This is a genomic window from Variovorax sp. GW821-FHT09D04 (assembly GCF_059416405.1).
The window spans coordinates 1-21,875 of the sequence record NZ_JBWKPA010000007.1; the positions used below are offsets into that span (position 1 = coordinate 1).

Consider the following 21,875-nt stretch of genomic DNA (forward strand, 5'->3'; position numbering starts at 1 on the left):
AAGACCACCATGTCGCCGCAGCTGTTCCAGCGCCAGTTGGATGCGGGTGCGTGGGGCCTGACCTTTGCCACCGTCACCCAGCTGGCCGTGGGCGTGGCCGCGGGCGCGCGCCGCACGCTGATCGCCAACCAGGTCGTGAGCGATGAAGACCTCGCAGGCATCCAGCTGCTGCTGGCCGACCACGCGGACCTGCGTGTGGTGTTCCTGGTCGACTCGATCGCGCAGCTGGCGCTGATCGAAGACTGGTCGAAGCGCCATCCCGCCAGCGTGCCTTTCGAGGTGATGCTCGAGATCGGCATCGACGGCGGACGCACCGGTTGCCGCACGCATGCGGAAGCGCTCGCCGTGGCCAGTGCGGTGCGTGCCAGCAGCGCCGCGAAGCTGGTGGGCATCGAGAGCTACGAAGGCCTGAATGCCACCGGGTCCACCGAACAGGACACCGCCTTCGCCAAGGCCCTGATGGACCGGATCGAAGCCGTGGCCCGCCACTGCGACACGCAGCAGCTCTTCGAGACCGACGAGGTGCTGGTCTCGGCCGGTGGCTCGGCCATCTTCGACCTCGTGGCCGGGCGGCTCAAGCCTGCGCTGGGTTCGCCGGTGCGCGGCCTCTTGCGCTCGGGCTGCTACGTCACGCACGACCATGGCTTCTACAAGCGCATGGTGAATGTGGCGGATGAGCGCATGGGTTGCGAGTGCGGCGAAGGGCTGACGCCGGCGATGGAGGTCTGGGCCAACGTGCAGTCGCGGCCCGAGCCCGGCCTGGCGATCCTTTCAGTCGGCAAGCGCGACGTCTCTTTCGATATGTCGATGCCCATTCCCATTGCGCTCGCAGCACGCGGTGCATTGCAATCGCACGCTGTGCCCGCCAGCTGGAAAGTCACGGCGCTGAACGACCAGCATGCCTACCTGCGCTGGGACGCGAGCGACGAAGCGCACGCCCCGGTCGTCGGCGACCGTGTCGGCCTGGGCATCTCGCACCCTTGCACTACCTTCGACAAATGGCACTGGATGCCCGTGGTCGAAAACGACTACCGCGTGAGCGATGCGGTCGTGATCCATTTCTGAGCAAGGCAACGCATCCCTCCATGAACACACAGAAGAACAGCGCGACGCTGCTCGAAGGCGGCCTCGTGGTCGACGGTTCGGGCGGCCCCTCGTGGCCCGGCGACGTGCTGCTGCAGGGTGACCGCATCCTGGCGCTGGGCGAAGGCCTGCGCACGCGCCTGCCCGAGGGACTGGACATTGCGGACGTCGACGTGGTCGACTGCCGAGGCAAGGTGATCGCGCCCGGCTTCATCGACGCGCACACGCACGACGACGCCATCGTGCTGCGCGACCCGTTGTGCCTGCCGAAGGTGTCGCAGGGCATCACCACCGTGGTCACGGGCAACTGCGGCATCTCGCTCGCGCCGTACCGCACGCCGCAGTCGAAGCCGCCGCTCACGCTGCTGGGTGCGGATTCGTTCAAGCACGCGACCATGGCCGAGTACCGCGCCGCGGTCGATGCGGTTCAGCCTGCACTCAACGTGGCCGCGCTCGTGGGGCACACCACGCTGCGCTTCGCGGCGATGCAAGCGCTCGACCGGCCCGCGAACGGCGATGAACTGGAACACATGGCCGCACTGCTCGACGACTGCATGGCTTCGGGCGCGCACGGCCTGTCATCGGGCCTGTTCTATGAAGAAGCCTTTGCCGCGCCGGCCGAGGAGGTCACCGCGCTCGCGCGTGTCGTGGCGCGCCACGGCGGCGTGTACGCCACGCACCTGCGCAGCGAGATGCAGCAGATCATCGAGGCGCTGCACGAGGCCGGCGACTCGGCGTTCGAGGCCGGCGTGCCCTTGATCATCTCGCACCACAAATGCGCAAGCCCGGCCAACTGGGGCCGCACGAAGGAGACCCTGCCGCTGATCGACGCCCTGTCGCAGCGCCAGGAGATCGCGATGGACGTGTATCCCTACGTGGCCGGCTCCACCGTGCTGCGCGAGGACATGGTGGACGGCGTGATCGACGTGCTGCTGACCTGGTCCGAGCCCCACCCGGAGATGACCGGCCTCCTCATCGCCGACATCGCGCGCGAATGGGGCACGACGGAGAAGGAGGCCAGCCTGCGCCTGAAGCCCGGCGGTGCCTGCTATTTCCTGATGCAGGAAGAAGACGTGGAGCGCGTCATCGCGCATCCGCGCAGCATGATCGGCAGCGACGGCCTGCCGCACGACCGCCATCCGCACCCGCGCCTGTGGGGCGCGTTCCCGCGCGTGTTCGCGCGCTACTGGCGCCAGCGCAAGCTCTTCACGCTGGAGCAGGCGGTGCACAAGATGACGGGCATGACGGCGCGCAACCTGCGCATCGCCGATCGCGGCCTGCTGCGCGTCGGCACCATGGCCGACGTGGTGGTGTTCGACCCCGAGACCATCACCGACACCGCCACCTACGACCAGCCGCTGGGCGTGAGCGAAGGGATCGAACGCGTGTTCGTGAACGGCGTGCTCGCGTACCGCGGTGCGAACGAGGCGCGCGTGCTCGCGCGCGCGGGGCGCATGCTGACACGGCAGTCACGCGCCGCGAACTGAGCGTCGCCGCGCCCCTTCCCCGCCATCCCGTAGAGTGCACGCATGATCGAATCCACCACCCTTCGGTACTTCTACGAGGTCGCGGCCTTCGGCTCCGTGCGCGTGGCGGCGGAAAAGCTCTTCGTGGCCCAGAGCGCCGTGAGCCGGCAGATCGCGCTGCTGGAAGACGAACTGGGCGTGCCCGTCTTCGAGCGCCACGCGCGCGGCATGGCGCTGACCGCGGCCGGCGAACTGCTGCTTCGCTATGCGCAGGACAACAAGACGCAGCTGGCCGACCTGAAGGGCCAGATCCACGAGTACGAGACGCTGGCCAAGGGCCATGTGCGGGTGGGCTGCGTGGAAGGCATCCTGCACGGCCTGCTCACCAGCTTCATGCCGAGCTTCATCCGCACGCACCCGGGCATCACCTTCTCGCTCGATCTCATGGGCTCGCATGCGGTGGGCGAGTCGGTGGCGGAGCACAAGTACGACCTGGGCATTTTGTTCGGCGCCTCGCCGCGCCCCGACCTCATCGAGCTGCAGAAGATCGAGCAGCCGCTGTGCGTGATCGCTTCGACGCAGCATCCCCTGGCACAACAGCGCAGCTGCACGCTCGCGGAAGTCGCCGACGCGCCGCTGGCGTTGCCCGACCGCTCCTTCGGCCTGCGCCAGCTGGTCGACCGCGTCAGCTCCAAGGGCAAGTTCAAGCTGAACATCGCGGTCGAGACGAACTCCCTGTCCTTCGCGAGCCGGCTGGTCGCGGAGTCGGACCTCATCACCTTCCAGCCGAGCGACGTGGTCGCGCCGCTGATCGAGGCCGGCAAGGTGGTGGCCATTCCGCTCACCGATGCGTCGCTGCGCTCGGCGCGCGCCACGCTGGTCGCGAGCTATTCCAGGCGGCTGTCGCTCGCGGCCAATCACCTGTCGCAGTCGCTGATCGCCTACATGCAGGGGTGGCAGCGGCCCGTGAAGCCGGGGCGCGCCACCGCCGCTCGCACGCCCGCCAGGGGAAAGCCAGAATAGTTCCGGCGCGCGGGATCGTCGGCATCGAAAGGTTCAACCCGGCAGCGTGACCGTGATCATCTTGATCTCGGTCATCGCCTCCAGTGTGTGCATGCCACCCAGCCGGCCGATGCCGCTTTTCTTGCCGCAGCCACCGCCGAAGGGCAGGTGGATTTCCCACCAGGTGGTGCCCGCGTTGATGTTGACGATGCCGGCGGGGATCGCCTTGGCCATGGCGATGCCGCGGCCGATGTCTTGGGTGAAAACGCCCACCGAGAGGCCGTAGTCGTTCTGCAGGGCCAGCGCCAGGGCCTGCGCTTCGTCCTGGAAGGCGATGACCGGCACGACCGGGCCGAAGGTTTCTTCCCGGCACAGCCGCATGGGGGGCGTGACGTCGCGCACCACGGTGGGCTCGAAGAAGAGGTCGCTGCCCAGGTCCGGCCGCGCCCGGCCGCCGCACAGCACGCGCGCACCCTGTTCAACGGCATCGTCCACATGCGCGCGCACCTTGGCCGCCACCCGGGCGTTGTTGAGCGGCCCCATGGTCGTGGCGGGATGCAAGGGATCGCCCAGCACCTGCTCGGCGGCCCGGGCGACCAGCTTGTCGCAGAGGCGGTCGACCACGCTGGCATGGGCCAGCACGCACCCTGTCGCCGCGCACACCTGCCCGGCATTGAAGAACGCACCGCCTGCCGCTGCAGCGGCTGCCGCATCGAGGTCGGCGTCTTCGAAAACGATCAGGGGGCCATTGCCGCCGAGCTCGAGCAGCAGGGGCTTTCCGGCGCCCCGCTCGGCGATGCGCTGGCCCGTCGCGGTGCTGCCGGTGAAGGCGATGGCGGTCACGTCCGGATGCACCACCACCGCATCGCCCACGGTCGCGCCCTCGCCGATCACCAGGTTGACGACGCCGGCGGGCAGGCCGGCCTTTTCGATGACTGCCATCAGCGCGCAGGCCACGAGCGCGGTGGACGGCGCAGGCACCCAGACGAGGGTGTTGCCGGTGGCGATGCCGGGGGCGATGTACTCCACCGGAATGTTGACCGGGAAGTTCCAGGGCGTGATGACGCCGTACACGCCGCGCGGCTGCCGCAGGGTCATGACGAGCTTGCCCGGGTCTTCCGCCGGCAGCGTCTTGCCGCCCATCTGCTTGACGAGTTCGGCGGCGAGCCGGAAGCCGTCGGCGGCCTTGGCGACCTCGCCCAGCGCCTCGACCAGGACCTTGCCCTGCTCGCACGACAGCGTGTGCGCGAGGGCCTCGCGCGCGGCATCGATCTCGGCCGCGATCGCCATGCACATCGCCGCGCGTTCGAACACGGGCGTGGCGGCCCATGCGTTGGCCGCGGCCTTGGCGGCGGCCACCGCCTCGCCCGCCGTCTCGCGGCCCGAACGGGGCACCGTGGCGATGGTTTCGCCGTTGGCCGGGTTGACCACCGGCAGGGTGTCGACGGGGGTCGACCAGCGCCCGCCGATGCAGTTGCCCGTTTCGACTTCGGACATGCAGTGGTTGCGCATGGCCTAGCCGTACGAATAGGCGATCGACGCGGCGTGGCGCTGGCCTTCGCTGCCGCCGGCACGCGAATCCACGGTGGACGTGGACGGCCTGTAACCGGCCGGCGCGGGGGCTGCGACGCCCACATGGCGCTCGGTCTGTGCGTCGAAGCAATGAGTCGATGCGGCCTCGCGGACCTGCAGGTGCACGAGGTCGCCGGGCTTGAGGGCCACGCGGTCGTGCACGGACACGCACCAGGGCGTTTCGCTGCCCGCCACGGTGCCGTAGATCTGCGTCTTGTCGCCCGTCGACTCCGTGAGGATCACGCGCAGCGCCAGGCCCTCCGGAGCCAGCTGCAGATGCTCGGGCCGCAGCCCCAGCAGCACGTGCTGTCCATCGGCCAGCAGGGGCGTGCACCCGGAAGTCGGCAGGTCCCAGGCCTGCCCGTCGGGCAGCGCGAGCCAGGTGCGGCCGTGCGCGCGATGCACCTGCCCCTGCGTGAAGTTCATGGCGGGCGAGCCGATGAAGCCCGCCACGAAGCGGTTGACCGGGCGGTCGTAGAGCTCGAGCGGCGCACCGACCTGCTCCACCCGGCCCGCGCGCATCACGACGATGCGGTCGGCCATGGTCATGGCTTCCACCTGGTCGTGCGTGACGTAGACCATGGTGTTGCCCAGGCGCTGGTGCAGGGCCTTGATCTCGGCGCGCATCTGCACGCGCAGCTGCGCATCCAGGTTGGACAGCGGCTCGTCGAAGAGGAACAGCGCGGGCTCGCGCACCACGGCGCGGCCCATGGCCACGCGCTGGCGCTGTCCGCCCGAGAGCGCGCGCGGCAGGCGGTCCAGGTAGGGCGTGAGGTTGAGCAGGCTGGCTGCTTTTTCGATGCGCGGGCGGAAGTCGCTTTCGGCTTCGCCGCGCGTGCGCGGGCCGAAGGCGATGTTCTCGTAGACCGACAGGTGCGGGTAGAGCGCATAGCTCTGGAACACCATCGAGATGTTGCGCTTTTGCGGCGACAGGTCGTTGGCCCGCGCACCGCCGATGCGCAGCTCGCCGCCGCTGATGGGCTCCAGCCCCGCGATCATGCGCAGCAGCGTCGACTTGCCGCAGCCCGAGGGGCCGACGAGCACGACGAACTCGCCGTGGGCAATGTCCAGGTCGATGCCGTGCACGACGGGCACGCCCGCGAAATCCTTGCGCAGTTGCTTGAGTTGAACCTGAGCCATGGGGTCTCCTTGTCTTTGTGGAAGTGAGTCGCTGGCTCAGTAGTCTTCGACGGTGATCTCGCGGGCCATGGGCAGGATGCCCGCCATGAGGCCCGCATCCACCGGCAATGCCACGCCCGTGATGACGCGCGCGGCGGGCGACGCGAGGAAGAGCACGGCATCGGCCACGTCGTCCGGTGTCGCGAAGTCGCCCAGCGGGTACCACTTCTTCAGCTGCTCGAACACCTGCGGGTTCTTGTCGGCGCGCGCCTGCCAGGCGGGCGTCTTGACGGTGCCGGGCAGCACGATGTTGGCGCGGATGCCGTAGGCGCCCAGCTCCATGGCGAGCGAGCGGGTGTAGCTGACCAAGGCGGCCTTGGCCGCGCTGTAGGCCGGGTGACCGAGCGTGGTCAGCGCGTTGACCGAGCCGATGAGCACCAACTGCCCGCTGCGGCGCTCGACCATGGCGTGGCGCACCGCCTCCACGCAATGGAACGCGCCATTCAGGTTGAGCTGGATGTCGGCCTGCCAGTCCTGCGGCGTGGTCTTGCGCACCGTCGGCCCGCGCGCCGCTCCCACGTTCGACACCAGCACATCCACCGGGCCGACAGCCGCAACGGCCGTGGCCACCTTGTCGCACAGGCCTGCGCAGTCGGTGACGTCCGCCACCAAAGGATGCAGCCGCGCCAAGTCGTCGGCACTCACGCCCTGCCCGGCCAACACGGCCGCCAGGCCTTCCAGCGCGCCCGCGTCGTGGTCCAGCGCGATCAGCCGGTCGCCGGCCTGCAGCACGCGGCGGCACAGGGCCTGGCCGATGCCGCCCGCGGCGCCCGTGACCAGCGTCACGCGCCGGGACGGCGCGTGGGGATGAACCGAAGACGGAGTCGAAATTGATGTGTCCACGCAATGCGCCCTGTGAATTGCCAATACCTCTCCCGACCGGGCGGCAATGAATTACCGCGCGCAATTCGAGCTCGAATTTTGAAGCGTACAGGAGGCCACGGGAATTTGGCCTTCAATATTTCGCAGGCAGGGTTCTGTTTTTTAGAAATCGAGGGTTAGCTCTATCTATGGCGCCATTCGGCCGACTCGTAAGATAAAAAAGCGAAAGCATTGATCGCAGCAGATCCCGACGTGTATTCAATTAATTTTCAATCACTTCACGAGGAATTAAATATGAAAAATCGAAATACAACTCTATTGGCAGGCGCAATTCTTCTGGGTCTTTCCTCCCTCACGGCCCAGGCGGGAAATATCCGCATCGCCATGTCCAGCTACAGCGACAACACGCGCCCCTGGTTGGAGGCTTTGGCCCGGGACTACGAAAAGGCCAACCCGGGAGACAAGGTCAAGGTCGAGGTGGGAAGCTGGGAGAACATGCAGCAGAAACTGCAGGCGGAAATCGCCAGCAACAACCCGCCCGACCTGGCCCACGTCGCGACCCGCTGGGTCGGCGATTTCGTGAACGACGGCCTGGTGGAGCCGGTCGACAATTACGCCAATGCGGCGTTCAAGGACCAATTCATTCCGGCCTTCCTGAAAGCCGGAAATATCAATGGAAAGCCTTATGCATTGCCTATTGCGGCCAGCGTGCGCGCGATGTTCTATAACAAGGACATGCTGAGCAAGGCGGGCTTTCCCAATGGCCCCAAGACCTGGGACGACGTGATTGCCGCCGCGAAAAAGATCAAGGCCACGGGGGCCTACGGCTATGGCATCCAGGGCAAGGACCTGGATACCGACACTTATTTCTACTACGCGCTGTGGAGCATGGGCGGCGACGTGCTCGATGCCAGCAACAAGGCCGCCTTCAATTCGCCGACCGGCGTGAAGGCCGCCACGCTCTACAAAAGCATGATCGACCAGGGCCTGACCGAGCCCGGCGTGGCCGGCAACACGCGCTACGACCTGCACAACCTGTTCAAGCAGGGGCGTTTGGGCATGGTCATTTCACTGCCGCCGCTGGCCAAGGAAATCGCCAAGGACGCGCCGCAACTGAAATACGGCATCACCGGCGTGCCCAATGGCGGCAAGGACATCACCTTCGGCGTGACCGATTCGATCATGATGTTCAAGACCTCGAAGAACAAGGAAACCGCCCAGAAATTCCTGAACTTCATGTTCTCGAAAACCGCGCGGCTGAAGTTCGACCAGGGCGAAGGCTTCATGCCGGTGACGCGCGAGGTGGCCAACGACCCCGTGTTCAAGGACGACCCGGTGCTCTCCGAGTTCGTGACCCTGCTTCCCAACGCGCGTTTCGCCCCGCTGGTCGCCGGCTGGGAAGACTCGGCGCAGGCCGTCACCAACGCGCTGCAGGCCATCTACCAGGGCAAGGCGGAACCGAAGGCGGCGCTGGACAAGGCCGCGGCCGAAGCCAACACCAAGCTCAACAAGAAGTAAGCAAGCCCCGGGGCGCAGCCCTGGGCTGCGCCAGCTTTTCGCGTGTCGCACCACGTCTATTCCGATCGAATTGCCCTATGCAGAATCCCGTTCGAGGCCCTGCCCTGGCTTGGGGGCTGATTGCGCCGAGCCTGTTGCTCACCCTCTTCATCCTGGCCTACCCGCTGTCCACCCTGGTGTTCCAGTCGGTGCACGACATCTCGCGCTTCGGCCTGCTGCGGGCCTTCAACGGCCTGGACAACTTTCGCACCGTGTTCACCGATCCGGTGTTCGCCCATGTGGTGTGGCGCACGGTGCAATGGACGGTGTGCGTGGTCGGCGGCGCGGTGCTGTGCGCTGTGCCGATCGCGCTCATCCTGCAGCAGGATTTCTATGGCCGGGGCGTGGCGCGCACGATCGTGATGCTGCCCTGGGCGGTGTCGCTGACCATGACGGCCATCGTCTGGACCTGGTCCTTCAACGGCCAGTACGGCATGGTCAATGCAAGCCTCGCGATGGTCGGGATCATCCGGGAGCCGATCAACTGGCTGGCCGATGGACAGCTCGCGTTCTGGGTCGAGGTGGGCGTGGGCATCCTGGTGTCCATTCCCTTCACCGTGACCATCTTCCTGGGCGGCCTGTCGTCGGTGTCGCAGGACATCTACGAAGCGGCCGGCATCGAAGGCGCGTCGCGCTGGCAGCAGTTTCGCCGGCTCACGCTGCCGCTGCTCAAGCCGTTCATCCACATGGCGATCGTGCTGAACGTGATCTACGTCTTCAACTCGTTCCCCATCATCTGGATCATGACGCAGGGCGGGCCGGACAACGCCACGCACATCCTCGTCACCTGGCTGTACCAGCTGGGCTTTCGCCTGGGCCGCCCCGGCGAGGCAGCCGCCATTTCGCTCGTGATGCTGGCCTTGCTGCTGGCCTTCACCGTGTTCTACCTGCGCCTGCAGAAGCGCCAGTCCGCGAAGGCCGCCGCATGATCCGCCCCGACAAACTCGTGCGCAGCCTCTGGTGCTGGCTGCTGCTCGCGCCGCTGGTGGCCGTGGTCGTCTTTCCGCTCGCGGTGATGTTCTTCACGGCGCTCAAGCCGGCGTCCGAGATCTACGTCTATCCGGCGCGGTGGTTGCCGCAGCAGTGGCAGTGGAGCAACTTCTCCGCCATGTGGACCCAGACCGGCTTCGGGCGCGCGCTGCTGAACAGCCTACTGGTGTCGCTCTCTGCCACGGTGCTGACGATTGCCGTGAGCGTGCCTTCCGCCTATGCGCTGGCGCGCCTGAAGTTTCGCGGCCAGGGCGGCTACCGGCAGTTTTTGCTCATCACCCAGATGATCTCGCCCGTGCTGCTGGTGGTGGGCCTGTTCAAGATGGCGGCCAGCCTGCCCTGGTTCGAGGGCGGCAACATGACCGACTCGCGCCTGTCCGTGGTGGTGGCCTATGGCGCCTTCGGCATTGCCTTTGCTGTCTGGATGATGAGCTCCTACTTCGAGACCATTCCGCGCGACCTGGAGGAGTCGGCCTGGCTCGAAGGCTCGGGCCCGGTGCGCACGGTCTGCAAGGTGTTCCTGCCGCTGGCGCTGCCGGCCATGGCGGTCACGGCGCTGGTCACCTTCGTCAATGCCTGGAACGAGTTCGCGGTGGTCTACACGCTGATCCGTTCCACGGAGAAGCAGACGCTGACCGTGCTCGTCACCAACATGGTCGCGGGCCAGTACGTGGTGCAGTGGGAGCTGGTGATGGCCGCCGCCATCTGCGCCGTGGTCCCGGTCGCCATCCTGTTTGCGTGGATGCAGCGCTACATGGTGCAGGGCTTGACCGCAGGCTCGGTCAAATAGCGACCGCAGCGGCATCACAGCCCGCTGCTACCCGCTGCGCCCGCCCCCTTCGAATAATGCGGCGACGGCCGGCGCGCACCCTGCGCCGGCCGGTTTCGCTACACCTCATCCGAAGGAGACAAACCCGATGGCTCGCAAGATCCTCATGCTCTGCGGCGACTACGCCGAAGACTACGAAACCATGGTGCCGTTCCAGACCCTGCTGGCCGTCGGCCACACCGTGCATGCGGTGGCGCCCGACAAGAAGGCCGGCGACTGGGTGCACACCGCCATCCACGATTTCGAGGGCGCGCAAACCTACAGCGAGAAGCCGGGCCACCGCTTCACGCTGAACGCCAGCTTCGACGAGGTGCGCCCCGAGGCCTACGACGCGCTCGTGATCCCCGGCGGCCGCGCGCCCGAGTACCTGCGCATGCACAGCCGCGTGGTGGAGATCGCGCGCCACTTCCTCGCGACCGACAAGCCGGTGGCCGCCGTCTGCCACGGCGCGCAGCTGCTCGCGGCCACGGGCCTCATCAAGGGCCGCAAGGTGTCGGCCTACCCGGCCTGCCAGGTCGAAGTGGAACTGGCCGGCGCCGAGTACATGGGCATCCCGGTCGACCAGGCCGTGACCGACCGCAACCTCGTCACCGCACCGGCCTGGCCGGCGCATCCGGCGTGGCTGTCGCAGTTCCTCGCGGTGCTCGGCACCCGCATCGAACACTGACCTGAACGGATGGGCGCGGGCGGCGCTACAGTGCCGCGTCGCCCCGATTCATTCCGCCTCTCGAGGAGATGGCCCATGTGCGAAGTCTTCATCAGCGCCGATCCGCAAAGCTACGACGCGCGCACGCGCTCGGTGCGGCTGCACGGCGTGGTCACCAGCATCCGGCTCGAGAACCTGTTCTGGCAGGTGCTCGAAGAGATCGCGCAGCGCGACGGCATGGCCGTGGTGCAGCTCATCGAGCGGCTGTACGACGAGCTGGTGGCGGCGCGCGGCGAGGTCGGCAACTTCGCGTCGTTCCTGCGCGTGTGCGCGCTGCGCTACGAGGCGATGGTGGCGCAGGGGCGGATTCCGGCCGACACCTCGGTCGCGATCCGCTCGCTCGATGCGAACGCCGTGCTGCATGAACTGCCGCAGGGTTGGGGGCGGCCATCGCCTGCGCAGCCCGGCGAGGCCCGCGTGCACACGCTCCACGCCGCCGCGCGGCGGCATGCGTAGACGCCGCCCTTGCGCGCCCCTTCACGAGATCACCAGCGCATCTTCACGCCGACGCTCGCGTTGACCCCGCTCTTGATGCGCGAGTCGCCGCCGGAGCCCGACCACAGCTTGCCCAGCTCCACATACACGCTCGTGTTCTCGGCCACCTGCAGCGTGGCCCCCGCCGCCAGCTCGGTGCTGCTGCCGCCGGTGCGCGTCGCAATGTCGGTGAAGCCGGCCGGGCCGACGAAGCGGGTGACGTCGGTGCCGCGGCTGCTGCGGTGGAAATTGACCCGCACATAAGGCTGCAGCACCCCGGCGCGGGTGACGAACTCGCCCTTCACGCGCACGCCGGCGCGTGCCCGCCAGCCGTTGTGGCTGTTCTGCTGCACGAGCGCGCCGGAGATGCCCGTGTCGCCCAGGCTCACGCGCTGGTGCACCAGCTGCACCTGCGGCTCGACGGTCCAGTTCTGCGCGATGGGAATCGACTGCCCCACCTCGATGGACGCCAGCAGGCTGTTGCCCTTGCCGCCCCGGGAGAAGCCCAGCGTGGGCCTGGCGGTGTAGCGGTGGCGCCCGGCCTGCAGCACGCCGTCGACGTACACGCCGCTGGCGTGCTTCCAGGTGGCATAGGCGCCCAGGTATTCGCTCTTCTGGTTGTTGGTGCCCACGCCGAGGTTCGCCAGGCCGCTGGCAAAGCCGTTCACGCGCATGTCGCCGTCGAGCTGGCCGACGTACACGCCCGCGTGCCAGTCGGGGTTGGCCCACAGGTCGGTGCCGGCCTGGAAGCCCGTGAGGCGCCCCTTGCTCGTGGGGCTCACGGTGCCGCCCTGCGCGATGGTGCGCTCGGTGCTGATGATGCGGCCCCAGGCCTCGCGGTAGCCCTGCGTGGGCTTGGCCGGGTTTGCGCCCGCTACCAGGTCCTCGCCCATGCGCAGGCGCCTGTTGCCGAGCATCGCGAAGCTGGACTGGCGCAGCTGCTCGGGCAGCGCGGCGTACAGCGGCACTTCGGCGCGGTAGGTGGGCACGGCGAGCACGGGCACGATGCCGGTGCCGCCAGTGCCCGAGCCGCCACCGCCGGCAGGCGGCGTGCCGGGCGGGACAGGCGTCACGGGCGTCACGGGTGCAGTGGTCGAGCGCAGGTACCAGTTCTCGCCCGCGCCGGCGGCGTCGGCCGCATGCAGCCGGTACTCGTAGGCGCCCGCATCGACGTGCGTGCCGGCCAGCACGAACGCGCTCTTCGTGGTCTGCGCGGTGGTGGTCGCGCCGTTGAGGGCGCTGATCACCTCGATGCCGTTGCCGGTGGTGAGCGCGCCCAGGCCGCCCAGGTTGGTGATCTGCACATTCGTCGTGCCGCTGGCGACGGCGGTGGCGCCGCTCAGGATGAGCCGGTCGCTCGCGCTCGCGCTGCCGCCCAGCGCGGTCCCCAGTCGCAACGTGCCGCCGTTGCCCACCCAGGGACCGTTGACGGTGAGCGTGGTGCCGGGCACCGCGCCGACCAGCGAGACGGTGCCGCTGTGGGCCATCGACGCGAGGGTCTGGCTGTTGCCGGCCAGGTCAAGCGTCGCGCCAGTAGCCACGGTGAAGGGGCTCACGCTGCTGAGCACGTTGGCGGCGCCCGCGCGCAGGGTGCCCGCCGCGACGTTGGTGGCGCCCGAGTGGGTGTCGGCACCGCTCAGCGTCAGCACGCCCGCGCCGATCTTCACGAGATCGCTGGCGCCGGAGATCGCGCCGGTCCACGTCAGGGCGTTCCCGTTGGTGTCGATGGTGCCCGTGCCGCCCAGCAGCAGGGCGTTGCTGACGCTGAGGCCGCCGGCGCCCGCGATGACGCTGGCGGTGGCACCCGCGCCGATCGAAATCGCGCCCGTCATCGACGAGCCGGTGTTCAGCGTGAGGCTGTTGGTGCCGCCCGTGAATGCGACCGCCGCGGCGCGCGTGACGCCGTCGCCGCCCAGGCCGCCCGAGATGGTTCCGCCGTTGGTCAACGCGAGGTTCGCGCCGGTCACCCCGACGCCGCCCACCCCGTTGGCACCGCTCGGTCCACCGTTGCTGTTGGCCCCGCCGACGCCGCCCGCCCCGCCGGCGATGGTGCCGGTGTTGGTGACGGTTGCGCCCGCGCCGGTCGATGCGAGGCCCGCCCCGCCGTCGCCGCCAGCGCCCGGTGAACCGGTGCCGCCCGCACCGCCGCCGGCCGCGCCGCCTGCGCCCCCGGCACCGCCCGTGATCGCGCCGGAGTTGCTGACGGTGACGGCGACACCCGCCAACGTCGCGCCGATGCCCCCTGCGCCGCCGCCGCCGCCCGAGGCGTTGGAACGGGCGGGTGCCAATTCGGCCCCGCCGGCACCGCCCGCCCCGCCCGTGAGGGGACCGGTGTTGGTGAAGCTGAGCCCCGGGTTGGTCGCGTTCAGGTAGAACCCGCCGCCCCCGCTGCCGCCGCCGCCGCCCTGCGAGAAGGCGTCGCCGCCCTTGCCGCCGGCGCCGCCCGTGGAAGATCCCGTGGCCGTGTAGCTGCCGAGCGGGCCGCTGAGGATCGAACCGTAGCCGCCCGCGCCGCCGCCGCCCGCTGCCCAGTACCCGTTGCCGCCCGCGCCCCCGATACCGCCGGTGTAGCTGTCGGACGAATTGGCCACGTTGTTGGCGATCGACATGCCCTGGAAGCCGCCGCCGCCGCCCCCGCCATAGCCGTTGCCGTTGGCCGCGTCACCGGTCTGCGCCTGGCCCGCGCCACCCGCGTCGCCCTGGAACGCACCAGGACCGGTGGGCGTGCTGGCCGCGCCGGCCGCGCCGCCGGTGCCCGGCGTGGCACCGCCGAAGCCGCCGATGCTGGCGTTGGCCCCCGCCGTGACGCCGCCCGGCGTGGACGATCCGCCCGCGCCGCCGAAGGCATTGACCGTGGTGTCGTTGAGCCCGCCGCTGCCGCCCGTGCCGTCGCTGCCGCCCGTGCCCGCGTTCAGCGACGCGTCACCGACCGGCTGGCCGCCCGCGCCGCCGGCTGCGAGCACCGGCACGACGCAGACCCACAGCGCCGCCGTTGCCGCCGCGGCCGCCACCGCGCGCACGCCGCCCCCGCTGCACGATCGCGCGTGGCCGCGCGCGATTTCCGGCGCAGCCACCCAGGTGCCGGCGGTGGGACTCCACAGGGTTCGGAAGATCTTGTTCATGACTCAACTCCCTCTTCGTTCACTGACTGGGCAGGTGGACCTCCGTGTGCAGCAGCAATGGCTTGCTCCTCCCCACGGCGACGATTTCGGATTTGCAAGTCAAAAATGTAAGAACGCGTGCCAGTTACGCGTATCCCTGCAAGGGGCTACCCTGAAACGGGAGCGACCTGCCCCATGCGGGGCCATGTCGCCTCTGTCAGGGCGTTCGGTAGACGGTCTACCCTGTCACGTATCTATACGTAACATGTGACTTTTGGACAGCACAATCTCTCGCCCTGGGCGCGGCGCCCAAAAGAAAAGGCACCCTCGCGGGTGCCTTGTTCGTTGCGGATGCGCCCTGGGCGCGCGCTGTCAGTCCAGCGACACGTTCGCCTTGCGGATCACGTCGGTGAAGCGCTTCGTTTCGGTCGCCACGAACTGGTCGAACTGCGAGCGCGTGGTGGGGAACGGCTCGTAGCCGAAGCTCTTGAACTTCTCCAGCACGTCGGGTTCGGCCAGCCCCTTCTCGATGTCGCGCTTGATCTTGTCGGTGACCGCGGCGGGCAGGCCCTTTGGCACGGCGATGGCGTTCCAGCCGATGACCTCGAAGCCCTTCGGGCCGCCCGATTCGCTCACGGTGGGCACGTCGGGGAAGGCGGCCACGCGCTGGGGCGCGGCAGCCGCCAGGAAGCGCAGCTTGTTGGCGCGCTGCAGCGGGCCGGCGGTGGCGCTGCTGCCCAACGCAAAGGCCAGCTCGCCGGTGGCGACCGAGGTGTACAGCTGCGTGGTCTCCTTGTAGATCACGTGCTCCATCTGCGTGCCGGTGGCCGACTCGAACAGTTCCGAGCCCAGGTGCACCGGGTTGCCGACCGACCACGAGCCGTAGTCGAGCTTGCCGGGGTTGGCCTTGGCGTCGGCGATCAGGTCGCCCACGGTCTTGTACTTGCTGTTGGTCGCGACGGTGAAGAAGAAGTAGGTCTTGAACAGCGGCAGCAACGCGTCGAAATCCTTCGATGCGTCGTAGGGCAGTTTCTTGAACAGCGCCGGGTACGCGGCCAGGTGCACGTTGTCGAGCACGATGATGTCGTGGCCGTCCTTGGCACCGCGCTTGAAGGCGTCGATGGCGATGAAGCCGTTGCCGCCCGGGCGGTTCTCGACCACCACCGGCTGGCCCCAGGCGCGCGAGAGCTTGTCGGCCACGAGGCGGGCCACGCCGTCCGGGCCACCACCGACCGGGAACGGCGTGATGATGCGCACGGGCTTGGTCGGGAAGGCCGCAGGCTGCTGTGCCGAGGCGGTCAGCGGCAGCAGGCCGCCGGCGGTCAGGGCCAGCACGGCCGCAGCGAGGGCGCGGCGCGAAAGCGACGAACGGAAGAAGGACATGAGGGAAGTCTCCGGTTTGATGAATCGTTGATGGGTGGGAAGCGGTGGGCCGCCGCTCAGTCGACCGACGCGCCCGAGGCCTTGACGATGCCGGCCCACAGCGCGCTTTCCTTCGCGATGAGCGCGGCGTACTCGGCCGGCCCGCCGAGCAGCGGCACGGCGCCTTCCACGTCCAGGCGCGACTGGAACTCGGCGCCGCCCGCCACCTGCAGCATCTGCGCCGATAGCGTCTTCACGAACGCATCGGGCGTGCCGCGCGGCGCGAGGATGCCGTAGGTGAGCGTGCTCTCGAAGCCCGCGAGTTCGCGCAGGCCCGACTCGGCCACGGTGGGCACGTCGGGCAGCGACGGCAGGCGCTTCGCACCCGTGACGGCAATGGCGCGCAGGCGCCCGCCCTTGACCAGCGCAAGCGCGGGCGGGATGACGCTGAACATCATCTGCACCTGACCGCCCGCGAGGTCGGTGAGCGCGGGGTTGGTGCCCTTGTAGGGAATGTGATTGATCTTCGTGCCGGTGCGCTGCGCGAAGAGCTCGCCCGTGAGATGGCCGCCTGTGCCGCTGCCGCTCGAGGCGTAGTCGAGCAGGCCCGGACGCACCTTGGCCTCCTTGACGAGGTCGGCCACGCTGCGCACCTTCGAGGCGGCGGGCACCACGAGCACGAGCGCGGACGACGCGAACATGGCCACGGGCACGAGGTCCTTGCGGGCGTCGAACTTCAGGCCCTTGTACAGCGCCGGGTTGATCGACACGGTGCCCGTGTGGCCCAGCAGCAGCGTGCTGCCGTCGGGCGTGCTGCGCACCACCTGCTCGGTGCCGAGGTTGCCGCCCGCGCCGGGCTTGTTGTCGACGATGACGCCCGACTTGCGCACCTCGCCCAGGCCCTTGGCCATCTGGCGCGCGAACACGTCGTTGCCGCCGCCGGCCGCGAAGGGCACGACGATGCGGATCGGCTTGGCATCGCTCTGCTGCGCATGCGCCGGCAGGCCCGCTGCTGCCAGCAGGCCCAGCAGCAGCTCGCGTCGGGCGAGCGTCATCAGACGCGTTCCAGGATCACGGCAATGCCCTGCCCCACGCCGATGCACATCGTGCACAGCGCGTAGCGGCCGCCGCCCTTGTGCAGCTGGTTCACCGCGGTGGTGGCCAGGCGTGCGCCGCTGGCGCCGAGCGGGTGGCCCAGTGCGATGGCGCCGCCGTTGATGTTGACGCGTGCGTCGTCGTCCTTCAGGCCCAAGAGGCGCAGCACGGCGAGGCCTTGTGCGGCGAAGGCTTCGTTGAGTTCGATGACGTCGATCTGGTCGAGCGTGAGGCCGGTGAGCGCCAGCACCTTCTGCGTGGCGGGCGCCGGGCCGATGCCCATGATGCGCGGCGCGACGCCGGCCGTGGCCATGCCGACCACGCGGGCGCGCGGCGTGAGGCCGTGCTTGGCGGCGCTGGCTTCGTCGGCCAACAGCAGCGCGCAGGCGCCGTCGTTCACGCCGCTGGCATTGCCGGCGGTGACGGTGCCGTCGGGGCGCACGATGGGCTTGAGCTTGGCCAGCGCCTCCAGCGTGGTGTCACGCGGATGCTCGTCCTTGTTGACGATGAGGGCGTCGCCCTTCTTCTGCGGCACGCTCACGGGCACGATCTCGGCGTCGAAGAAGCCGGACTTCTGCGAGGCCACGGCGCGCAGCTGCGAGTTCAGCGCCATCAGGTCTTGCGCTTCGCGCTCGATCTTGTAGTCGGTGGCCACGTTCTCGGCCGTCTCGGGCATCGAGTCGACGCCGTACTGTGCCTTCATGAGCTTGTTGACGAAGCGCCAGCCGATGGTGGTGTCGTACACCGCGTTGTTGCGGCTGAAGGCGCTCTCGGCCTTGGGCATGACGAAGGGCGCGCGGCTCATGCTTTCCACACCGCCGGCGATCATGAGGCCGGCTTCACCGGCGCGGATGGCGCGCGCAGCGGTGCCCAGTGCATCGAGGCCCGAACCGCACAGGCGGTTGATGGTGCCGCCGCCCACTTCGATCGGCAGGCCCGCGAGCAGCGCCGACATGCGCGCGACGTTGCGGTTGTCTTCGCCGGCCTGGTTGGCGCAACCGTAGAGCACGTCGCTCACGGCCTGCCAGTCGACGTTCTTGTTGCGCTCGATCAGTGCGCGCAGCGGCACGGCGCCGAGGTCGTCGGTGCGCACGCTGCTGAGCGAACCGCCGTAGCGGCCGAAGGGAGTGCGGACGGCGTCGCAGATGAAGGCTTGATTGGTCATGTGAGTTGTCTCTTGAATGGGTGGAACGGATCAGGCGGCGATCGGAAGGCCGACCAGCGTCTCGAGTTCTTCGCGGCTCAGGCCCTCGACGGTGTCGACGAGCTTCAGGCCCTGCGGCGTGCACTCGAGCGTGGCGAGGTCGGAGTACACGCGCTTGACGCAGCCGATGCCGGTGAGCGGATAGGTGCACTCTTGCACCAGCTTGCTCGCGCCCTGCTTGGTGAGCAGATCCATCATGACCCACGTCTGCTTGGCGCCGATGGCCAGGTCCATCGCGCCGCCGACCGCGGGAATGGCGTCTTTCTCGCCCGTGTGCCAGTTGGCGAGGTCGCCGGTGGCCGACACCTGGAACGCGCCGAGCACGCAGATGTCGAGGTGGCCGCCGCGCATCATCGCGAAGCTGTCGGAGTGGTGGAAGAACGAGCCGCCCGGCAGCAGCGTGACGGGCTGCTTGCCGGCGTTGATGAGGTCGTAGTCTTCTTCGCCGGCCTCGGGCGCGGGGCCCATGCCGAGGATGCCGTTCTCGCTTTGCAGGATGACCTCGCGGCCCTGCGGCAGGTGGTTGGCCACCAGCGTGGGCTGGCCGATGCCGAGGTTGACGACGGCGCCGTCGAAGATGTCCTGTGCGACGCGGGCTGCCAACTGATCTTTGGTGCGACGGGTGTATGCCATGGTCATGCTGCCTTCTTGAAGCCACCCGCTTGCGTGGCGACACGTTCGATGCGCACCACCTGGTGCACGAAGATGCCCGGGGTCACGATGGTCTCGGGGTCGAGGGTGCCGAGCTCGGCGATGTCGTGCACGGTGGCGATGGTCTTCTTCGCGGCCATGGCCATCACCGGGCCGAAGTTGCGCGCGGCCTTGCGGTAGACCAGGTTGCCCCAGCGGTCGCCGCGCTCGGCCTTGATGAGCGCCACGTCGCCGTGGATGGGGTACTCGAGCACGTACTGCACGCCGTCGATCTCGCGCGTTTCGCGGTTGCCGGCCAGTTGCGTGCCGTAGCCCGTGGGGCAGTAGAAGGCGCCGATGCCGGCACCCGCCGCGCGGATGCGCTCGGCGAGGTTGCCCTGGGGCACGAGTTCGAGCTCGAGCTTGCCGCTGCGGTACAGGCCGTCGAACACCTGGCTGTCGGCCTGGCGCGGAAAGCTGCAGATGATCTTGCGCACGCGCCCGGCCTTGAGCAGCGCCGCCAGGCCGGTCTCTCCATTGCCTGCGTTGTTGTTGACGACCGTGAGGTCCTTGGCGCCCTGCTCGACGAGACCGTCGATGAGTTCGCCTGGAATGCCGGCGGTGCCGAAACCGCCGATGAGCACCGTGGCGCCGTCTTGGATGCCTGTCAGGGCATCGGCGACCGAGCGCGCGATCTTGTTGATCATGAAGCCTGTCTCCGGGAGTGAAGGAAGAAACCGAACGGTGCGAACACCCTGCCGAATTCACGAACCCTCGCAAACCGCAATTTGTTCGCCTAAAGAACTTTTGTTCGTATAATGAATTTTAGAGAGGATCGCTCGCCATGGCAACCCACCCCGTTTCCGTCACTTCCACCGCCGACACGCCCGCCCCTGGCGACAGCTACGTGCAGTCTTTTGCGCGCGGCCTGCAGGTGATCCGTTCGTTCAGCGCGAGCGCACCGCACCAGACCTTGAGCGAAGTGGCGGCCGGCAGCGGCCTCACGCGTGCGGGGGCGCGGCGCATTCTTCTCACGCTGCAGACGCTGGGTTATGTGGTGACCGACGGCAAGCTCTTCACGCTCACGCCGCGCATCCTCGACCTGGGCTTTGCCTACCTGTCGTCGATGCCGATCTGGAACCGCGCCGAGCCCGTGATGGAGGCGCTGGTGCAGCAGGTGCAGGAGTCGTGCTCGGCCGCCGTGCTCGACGCGACCGACATCGTCTACGTGCTGCGCGTGCCGACGCAGAAGATCATGCGCATCAGCCTGGGCGTGGGCTCGCGGCTGCCGGCGTACTGCACCTCGCTGGGCCGCCTGCTGCTGGCCGACTTGAGCGACGACGAGGTGCGCGCGCGCCTCGAGGCCTCGAACCTCGAAGCGCTGACCAAGCACACCGTGACCGACATCGACGCGCTCATGGCCAAGGTGGCCCAGGCGCGCAAGCAGCAGTGGTGCCTGGTGAACCAGGAACTGGAAGAAGGCCTGATCTCCGTGGCCGCGCCCATCGTGAACCGGCAGGGCCGCATGGTGGCCGCACTGAACATCAGCGGGCAGGCGAACCGCACGAGTGCGAAGGTGATGCAGGAGACGATGCTGCCGGCGCTGATCGATGCGGCACGGCAGGTGTCGGCGCTGCTGTAGCCGCAGCGCGATCGCTCCGGCGTTGGCTCAAGCCTCGGAGCGGATGCCCTTCATGAGGATCACGCCGCCCAGTCGCGTGGTGTCGGCGCGCATGCGCTTGGCCAGCGTGTCGGGCGAACCGGGCTGCGCCTGCCAGCCGGTCTTGAGCAGCTCGCCGCTCACCTCGGACGAACTGATCACCTCGACCAGCGCGGCGTTCAGCCGGGCCACGGCGGCCGGCTTCATGCTCGCGGGCGCAGCGAGCGCGGTCCAGATCTCGAGGTCGGCGCCGCGCACGTCGGCGTCGCGGATCGTCGGCAGCTCGTTGACCAGCGGGCTGCGCTCGGGCGAGGTCACGCCGATGGCCTTGAGCTTGCCCGACTTCACGTGCGGCATCGCCAGGCCGGGCGGCAGCAGCGCCAGCTGGATCTCGCCCGCGAGGATGCCGGCGATCACCTGCGGGTTGCCCGTGTAGGGCTTGTGCTGCGCGGTGATGGCCGCGCGGCTCTTGAGCAGCTCCATGCCCAGGTGGCCCACCGTGCCCACGCCCGGCGTGCCGTACTTGCCGGCGCTGCCCAGGTTGCGCACCCACAGCAGCAGGTCGGCCGCAGACTTGCCCGTGGCGCTGCCCGACACCACCAGCACCAGCGGCGCGGTGCCGATCAGGCCGACGGGGGCGAAGTCTTTCTCGGGGTCGAAATCGAGCGAGGGGTTCAGCAGCTTGGCGATCGTGAGGTTGCCGTTGATCAGCGCGCCGATCGTGTGGTCGTCCGTGGCCTTGGCCACTTCGGCGGCCACGAGATTGCCGCTGGCGCCGGGCTTGTTCTCCACCGTCACCGGCTGGCGCAGGAGCTTCGAGAGCGGCTCCGCGATGGCGCGCGCCGCCAGGTCGGGCGAGGCACCCGCCGGAAAGCCCACGAGGATGCGCACGGGCTTGGTTGGCCAGGCGGCATCGCCGCCTGCTGCGCGCTGGGCCCACGAGGCCGGCGTGAACAGCGAGGTGGCAATGGCTGCAGCGCCGCCTTCGAGCAGGCGGCGTTTGGTGATCTTCAAAACGGACTCCGGAGGGTTGGAAAAATCAGGGTAAACACGTGCATTTTGCTTACGAGACGTTACATGATGATGATGCAGTGCACAAGTTCGGCACAACTGTGAATAGGACCATCGCAGGGCTCCGTCAGC

The 21,875-nt window shown here is 68.6% G+C and carries 19 protein-coding genes; 9 read left to right on the forward strand and 10 right to left on the reverse strand.

The genetic code is table 11. The features are described from left to right. The 3 genes from AC07O4_RS20935 to AC07O4_RS20945 form a co-directional block, all read left to right on the forward strand. The coding region (locus AC07O4_RS20935) for an alanine racemase (RefSeq protein WP_495305542.1) at positions 1 to 1,065 on the forward strand (1,065 nt) is incomplete at its 5' end. A 20-nt stretch (positions 1,066 to 1,085) separates the two neighbouring features. After that, entirely contained in the window at positions 1,086 to 2,570 is a 1,485-nt protein-coding gene (locus tag AC07O4_RS20940; RefSeq protein ID WP_495305543.1) for an N-acyl-D-amino-acid deacylase family protein, read from the forward strand. 42 nt (positions 2,571 to 2,612) lie between these two features. Next, positions 2,613 to 3,572, forward strand: a complete 960-nt coding sequence (locus AC07O4_RS20945) for a LysR family transcriptional regulator (RefSeq protein ID WP_062481526.1) — start codon at positions 2,613 to 2,615, stop codon at positions 3,570 to 3,572. A 33-nt stretch (positions 3,573 to 3,605) separates the two neighbouring features. Here AC07O4_RS20945 and AC07O4_RS20950 read toward each other — a convergent pair whose 3' ends face one another. Genes AC07O4_RS20950 through AC07O4_RS20960 form a run of 3 tightly spaced genes read right to left on the reverse strand, consistent with a single transcriptional unit; the run spans position 3,606 to position 7,088 of the window. Continuing rightward, the gene (locus AC07O4_RS20950; RefSeq protein WP_495305544.1) at positions 3,606 to 5,048 is read right to left on the reverse strand and encodes an aldehyde dehydrogenase family protein; all 1,443 of its coding nucleotides are present in this window, start codon (positions 5,046 to 5,048) and stop codon (positions 3,606 to 3,608) included. Positions 5,049 to 5,066: 18 nt separating this feature from the next. After that, positions 5,067 to 6,263, reverse strand: coding sequence for an ABC transporter ATP-binding protein (locus AC07O4_RS20955; protein ID WP_495305545.1), 1,197 nt, complete (start codon positions 6,261 to 6,263; stop codon positions 5,067 to 5,069). A 36-nt stretch (positions 6,264 to 6,299) separates the two neighbouring features. Beyond that, positions 6,300 to 7,088: an SDR family oxidoreductase gene (locus AC07O4_RS20960; RefSeq protein WP_370681988.1), complete on the reverse strand. Its 789-nt coding sequence runs from the start codon at positions 7,086 to 7,088 to the stop codon at positions 6,300 to 6,302. A 330-nt stretch (positions 7,089 to 7,418) separates the two neighbouring features. On the opposite strand from AC07O4_RS20960, the gene AC07O4_RS20965 reads away from it, so the two are divergent. The 5 genes from AC07O4_RS20965 to AC07O4_RS20985 all read left to right on the forward strand — a co-directional run bounded on the left by AC07O4_RS20965 (position 7,419) and on the right by AC07O4_RS20985 (position 11,662). After that, entirely contained in the window at positions 7,419 to 8,642 is a 1,224-nt protein-coding gene (locus tag AC07O4_RS20965; protein ID WP_495305546.1) for an ABC transporter substrate-binding protein, read from the forward strand. Positions 8,643 to 8,719: 77 nt separating this feature from the next. Then, positions 8,720 to 9,610 (forward strand): carbohydrate ABC transporter permease, encoded by an 891-nt coding sequence (locus tag AC07O4_RS20970; RefSeq protein ID WP_062481532.1) that lies wholly within the window; start codon positions 8,720 to 8,722, stop codon positions 9,608 to 9,610. Further along, positions 9,607 to 10,461 (forward strand): carbohydrate ABC transporter permease, encoded by an 855-nt coding sequence (locus AC07O4_RS20975; RefSeq protein ID WP_495305547.1) that lies wholly within the window; start codon positions 9,607 to 9,609, stop codon positions 10,459 to 10,461. The genes AC07O4_RS20970 and AC07O4_RS20975 overlap by 4 nt, the downstream gene beginning before the upstream one ends. Positions 10,462 to 10,588: 127 nt before the next feature. Further along, the gene (locus tag AC07O4_RS20980) at positions 10,589 to 11,167 is read left to right on the forward strand and encodes a DJ-1/PfpI family protein (RefSeq protein ID WP_492697617.1); all 579 of its coding nucleotides are present in this window, start codon (positions 10,589 to 10,591) and stop codon (positions 11,165 to 11,167) included. Between the two features lie 75 nt (positions 11,168 to 11,242). Continuing rightward, complete coding sequence (locus AC07O4_RS20985) at positions 11,243 to 11,662, forward strand: ribbon-helix-helix domain-containing protein (protein WP_070062657.1); 420 nt, start codon at positions 11,243 to 11,245, stop codon at positions 11,660 to 11,662. A 29-nt stretch (positions 11,663 to 11,691) separates the two neighbouring features. On the opposite strand, the gene AC07O4_RS20990 is transcribed toward AC07O4_RS20985, so the two are convergent. From AC07O4_RS20990 to AC07O4_RS21015, 6 genes are all read right to left on the reverse strand, one after another. Further along, positions 11,692 to 14,802, reverse strand: coding sequence for an autotransporter outer membrane beta-barrel domain-containing protein (locus tag AC07O4_RS20990; RefSeq protein ID WP_495305548.1), 3,111 nt, complete (start codon positions 14,800 to 14,802; stop codon positions 11,692 to 11,694). A gap of 351 nt (positions 14,803 to 15,153) precedes the next feature. Continuing rightward, positions 15,154 to 16,164, reverse strand: a complete 1,011-nt coding sequence (locus AC07O4_RS20995; RefSeq protein WP_495305549.1) for a Bug family tripartite tricarboxylate transporter substrate binding protein — start codon at positions 16,162 to 16,164, stop codon at positions 15,154 to 15,156. A gap of 56 nt (positions 16,165 to 16,220) precedes the next feature. Further along, a complete protein-coding gene (locus tag AC07O4_RS21000; RefSeq protein ID WP_495305550.1) occupies positions 16,221 to 17,198 on the reverse strand; it encodes a Bug family tripartite tricarboxylate transporter substrate binding protein in 978 nt (325 codons plus the stop codon). Then, the gene (gene pcaF / locus AC07O4_RS21005) at positions 17,198 to 18,403 is read right to left on the reverse strand and encodes a 3-oxoadipyl-CoA thiolase (RefSeq protein WP_070062661.1); all 1,206 of its coding nucleotides are present in this window, start codon (positions 18,401 to 18,403) and stop codon (positions 17,198 to 17,200) included. Before pcaF ends, AC07O4_RS21000 begins: the two co-directional genes overlap by 1 nt. A gap of 30 nt (positions 18,404 to 18,433) precedes the next feature. Beyond that, complete coding sequence (locus AC07O4_RS21010) at positions 18,434 to 19,081, reverse strand: 3-oxoacid CoA-transferase subunit B (protein WP_139704866.1); 648 nt, start codon at positions 19,079 to 19,081, stop codon at positions 18,434 to 18,436. Then, positions 19,078 to 19,779, reverse strand: a complete 702-nt coding sequence (locus AC07O4_RS21015) for a 3-oxoacid CoA-transferase subunit A (RefSeq protein ID WP_495305551.1) — start codon at positions 19,777 to 19,779, stop codon at positions 19,078 to 19,080. The genes AC07O4_RS21010 and AC07O4_RS21015 overlap by 4 nt, the downstream gene beginning before the upstream one ends. Positions 19,780 to 19,916: 137 nt before the next feature. Here AC07O4_RS21015 and AC07O4_RS21020 point away from each other — a divergent pair, with 137 nt between their 5' ends. Next, positions 19,917 to 20,714 carry an IclR family transcriptional regulator domain-containing protein gene (locus AC07O4_RS21020; RefSeq protein WP_492730959.1) on the forward strand — a complete coding sequence of 266 codons (798 nt, stop codon included), beginning with the start codon at positions 19,917 to 19,919 and terminating at the stop codon, positions 20,712 to 20,714. 27 nt (positions 20,715 to 20,741) lie between these two features. Here AC07O4_RS21020 and AC07O4_RS21025 read toward each other — a convergent pair whose 3' ends face one another. Further along, positions 20,742 to 21,746, reverse strand: coding sequence for a Bug family tripartite tricarboxylate transporter substrate binding protein (locus AC07O4_RS21025; RefSeq protein WP_495305552.1), 1,005 nt, complete (start codon positions 21,744 to 21,746; stop codon positions 20,742 to 20,744). Positions 21,747 to 21,875 lie beyond the last annotated feature (129 nt).

What these genes read in the sequence shown, in the direction of transcription:
- AC07O4_RS20940 (WP_495305543.1), top strand. Translation starts at nt 1,086, where the DNA reads ATGAACACACAGAAGAACAGCGCGACGCTGCTCGAAGGCGGCCTCGTG.
- AC07O4_RS20945 (WP_062481526.1), top strand. Translation starts at nt 2,613, where the DNA reads ATGATCGAATCCACCACCCTTCGGTACTTCTACGAGGTCGCGGCCTTC.
- AC07O4_RS20950 (WP_495305544.1), bottom strand. Translation starts at nt 5,048, where the DNA reads ATGTCCGAAGTCGAAACGGGCAACTGCATCGGCGGGCGCTGGTCGACC.
- AC07O4_RS20955 (WP_495305545.1), bottom strand. Translation starts at nt 6,263, where the DNA reads ATGGCTCAGGTTCAACTCAAGCAACTGCGCAAGGATTTCGCGGGCGTG.
- AC07O4_RS20965 (WP_495305546.1), top strand. Translation starts at nt 7,419, where the DNA reads ATGAAAAATCGAAATACAACTCTATTGGCAGGCGCAATTCTTCTGGGT.
- AC07O4_RS20970 (WP_062481532.1), top strand. Translation starts at nt 8,720, where the DNA reads ATGCAGAATCCCGTTCGAGGCCCTGCCCTGGCTTGGGGGCTGATTGCG.
- AC07O4_RS20975 (WP_495305547.1), top strand. Translation starts at nt 9,607, where the DNA reads ATGATCCGCCCCGACAAACTCGTGCGCAGCCTCTGGTGCTGGCTGCTG.
- AC07O4_RS20980 (WP_492697617.1), top strand. Translation starts at nt 10,589, where the DNA reads ATGGCTCGCAAGATCCTCATGCTCTGCGGCGACTACGCCGAAGACTAC.
- AC07O4_RS20985 (WP_070062657.1), top strand. Translation starts at nt 11,243, where the DNA reads ATGTGCGAAGTCTTCATCAGCGCCGATCCGCAAAGCTACGACGCGCGC.
- AC07O4_RS20990 (WP_495305548.1), bottom strand. Translation starts at nt 14,802, where the DNA reads ATGAACAAGATCTTCCGAACCCTGTGGAGTCCCACCGCCGGCACCTGG.
- AC07O4_RS20995 (WP_495305549.1), bottom strand. Translation starts at nt 16,164, where the DNA reads ATGTCCTTCTTCCGTTCGTCGCTTTCGCGCCGCGCCCTCGCTGCGGCC.
- AC07O4_RS21000 (WP_495305550.1), bottom strand. Translation starts at nt 17,198, where the DNA reads ATGACGCTCGCCCGACGCGAGCTGCTGCTGGGCCTGCTGGCAGCAGCG.
- pcaF (WP_070062661.1), bottom strand. Translation starts at nt 18,403, where the DNA reads ATGACCAATCAAGCCTTCATCTGCGACGCCGTCCGCACTCCCTTCGGC.
- AC07O4_RS21010 (WP_139704866.1), bottom strand. Translation starts at nt 19,081, where the DNA reads ATGACCATGGCATACACCCGTCGCACCAAAGATCAGTTGGCAGCCCGC.
- AC07O4_RS21015 (WP_495305551.1), bottom strand. Translation starts at nt 19,779, where the DNA reads ATGATCAACAAGATCGCGCGCTCGGTCGCCGATGCCCTGACAGGCATC.
- AC07O4_RS21020 (WP_492730959.1), top strand. Translation starts at nt 19,917, where the DNA reads ATGGCAACCCACCCCGTTTCCGTCACTTCCACCGCCGACACGCCCGCC.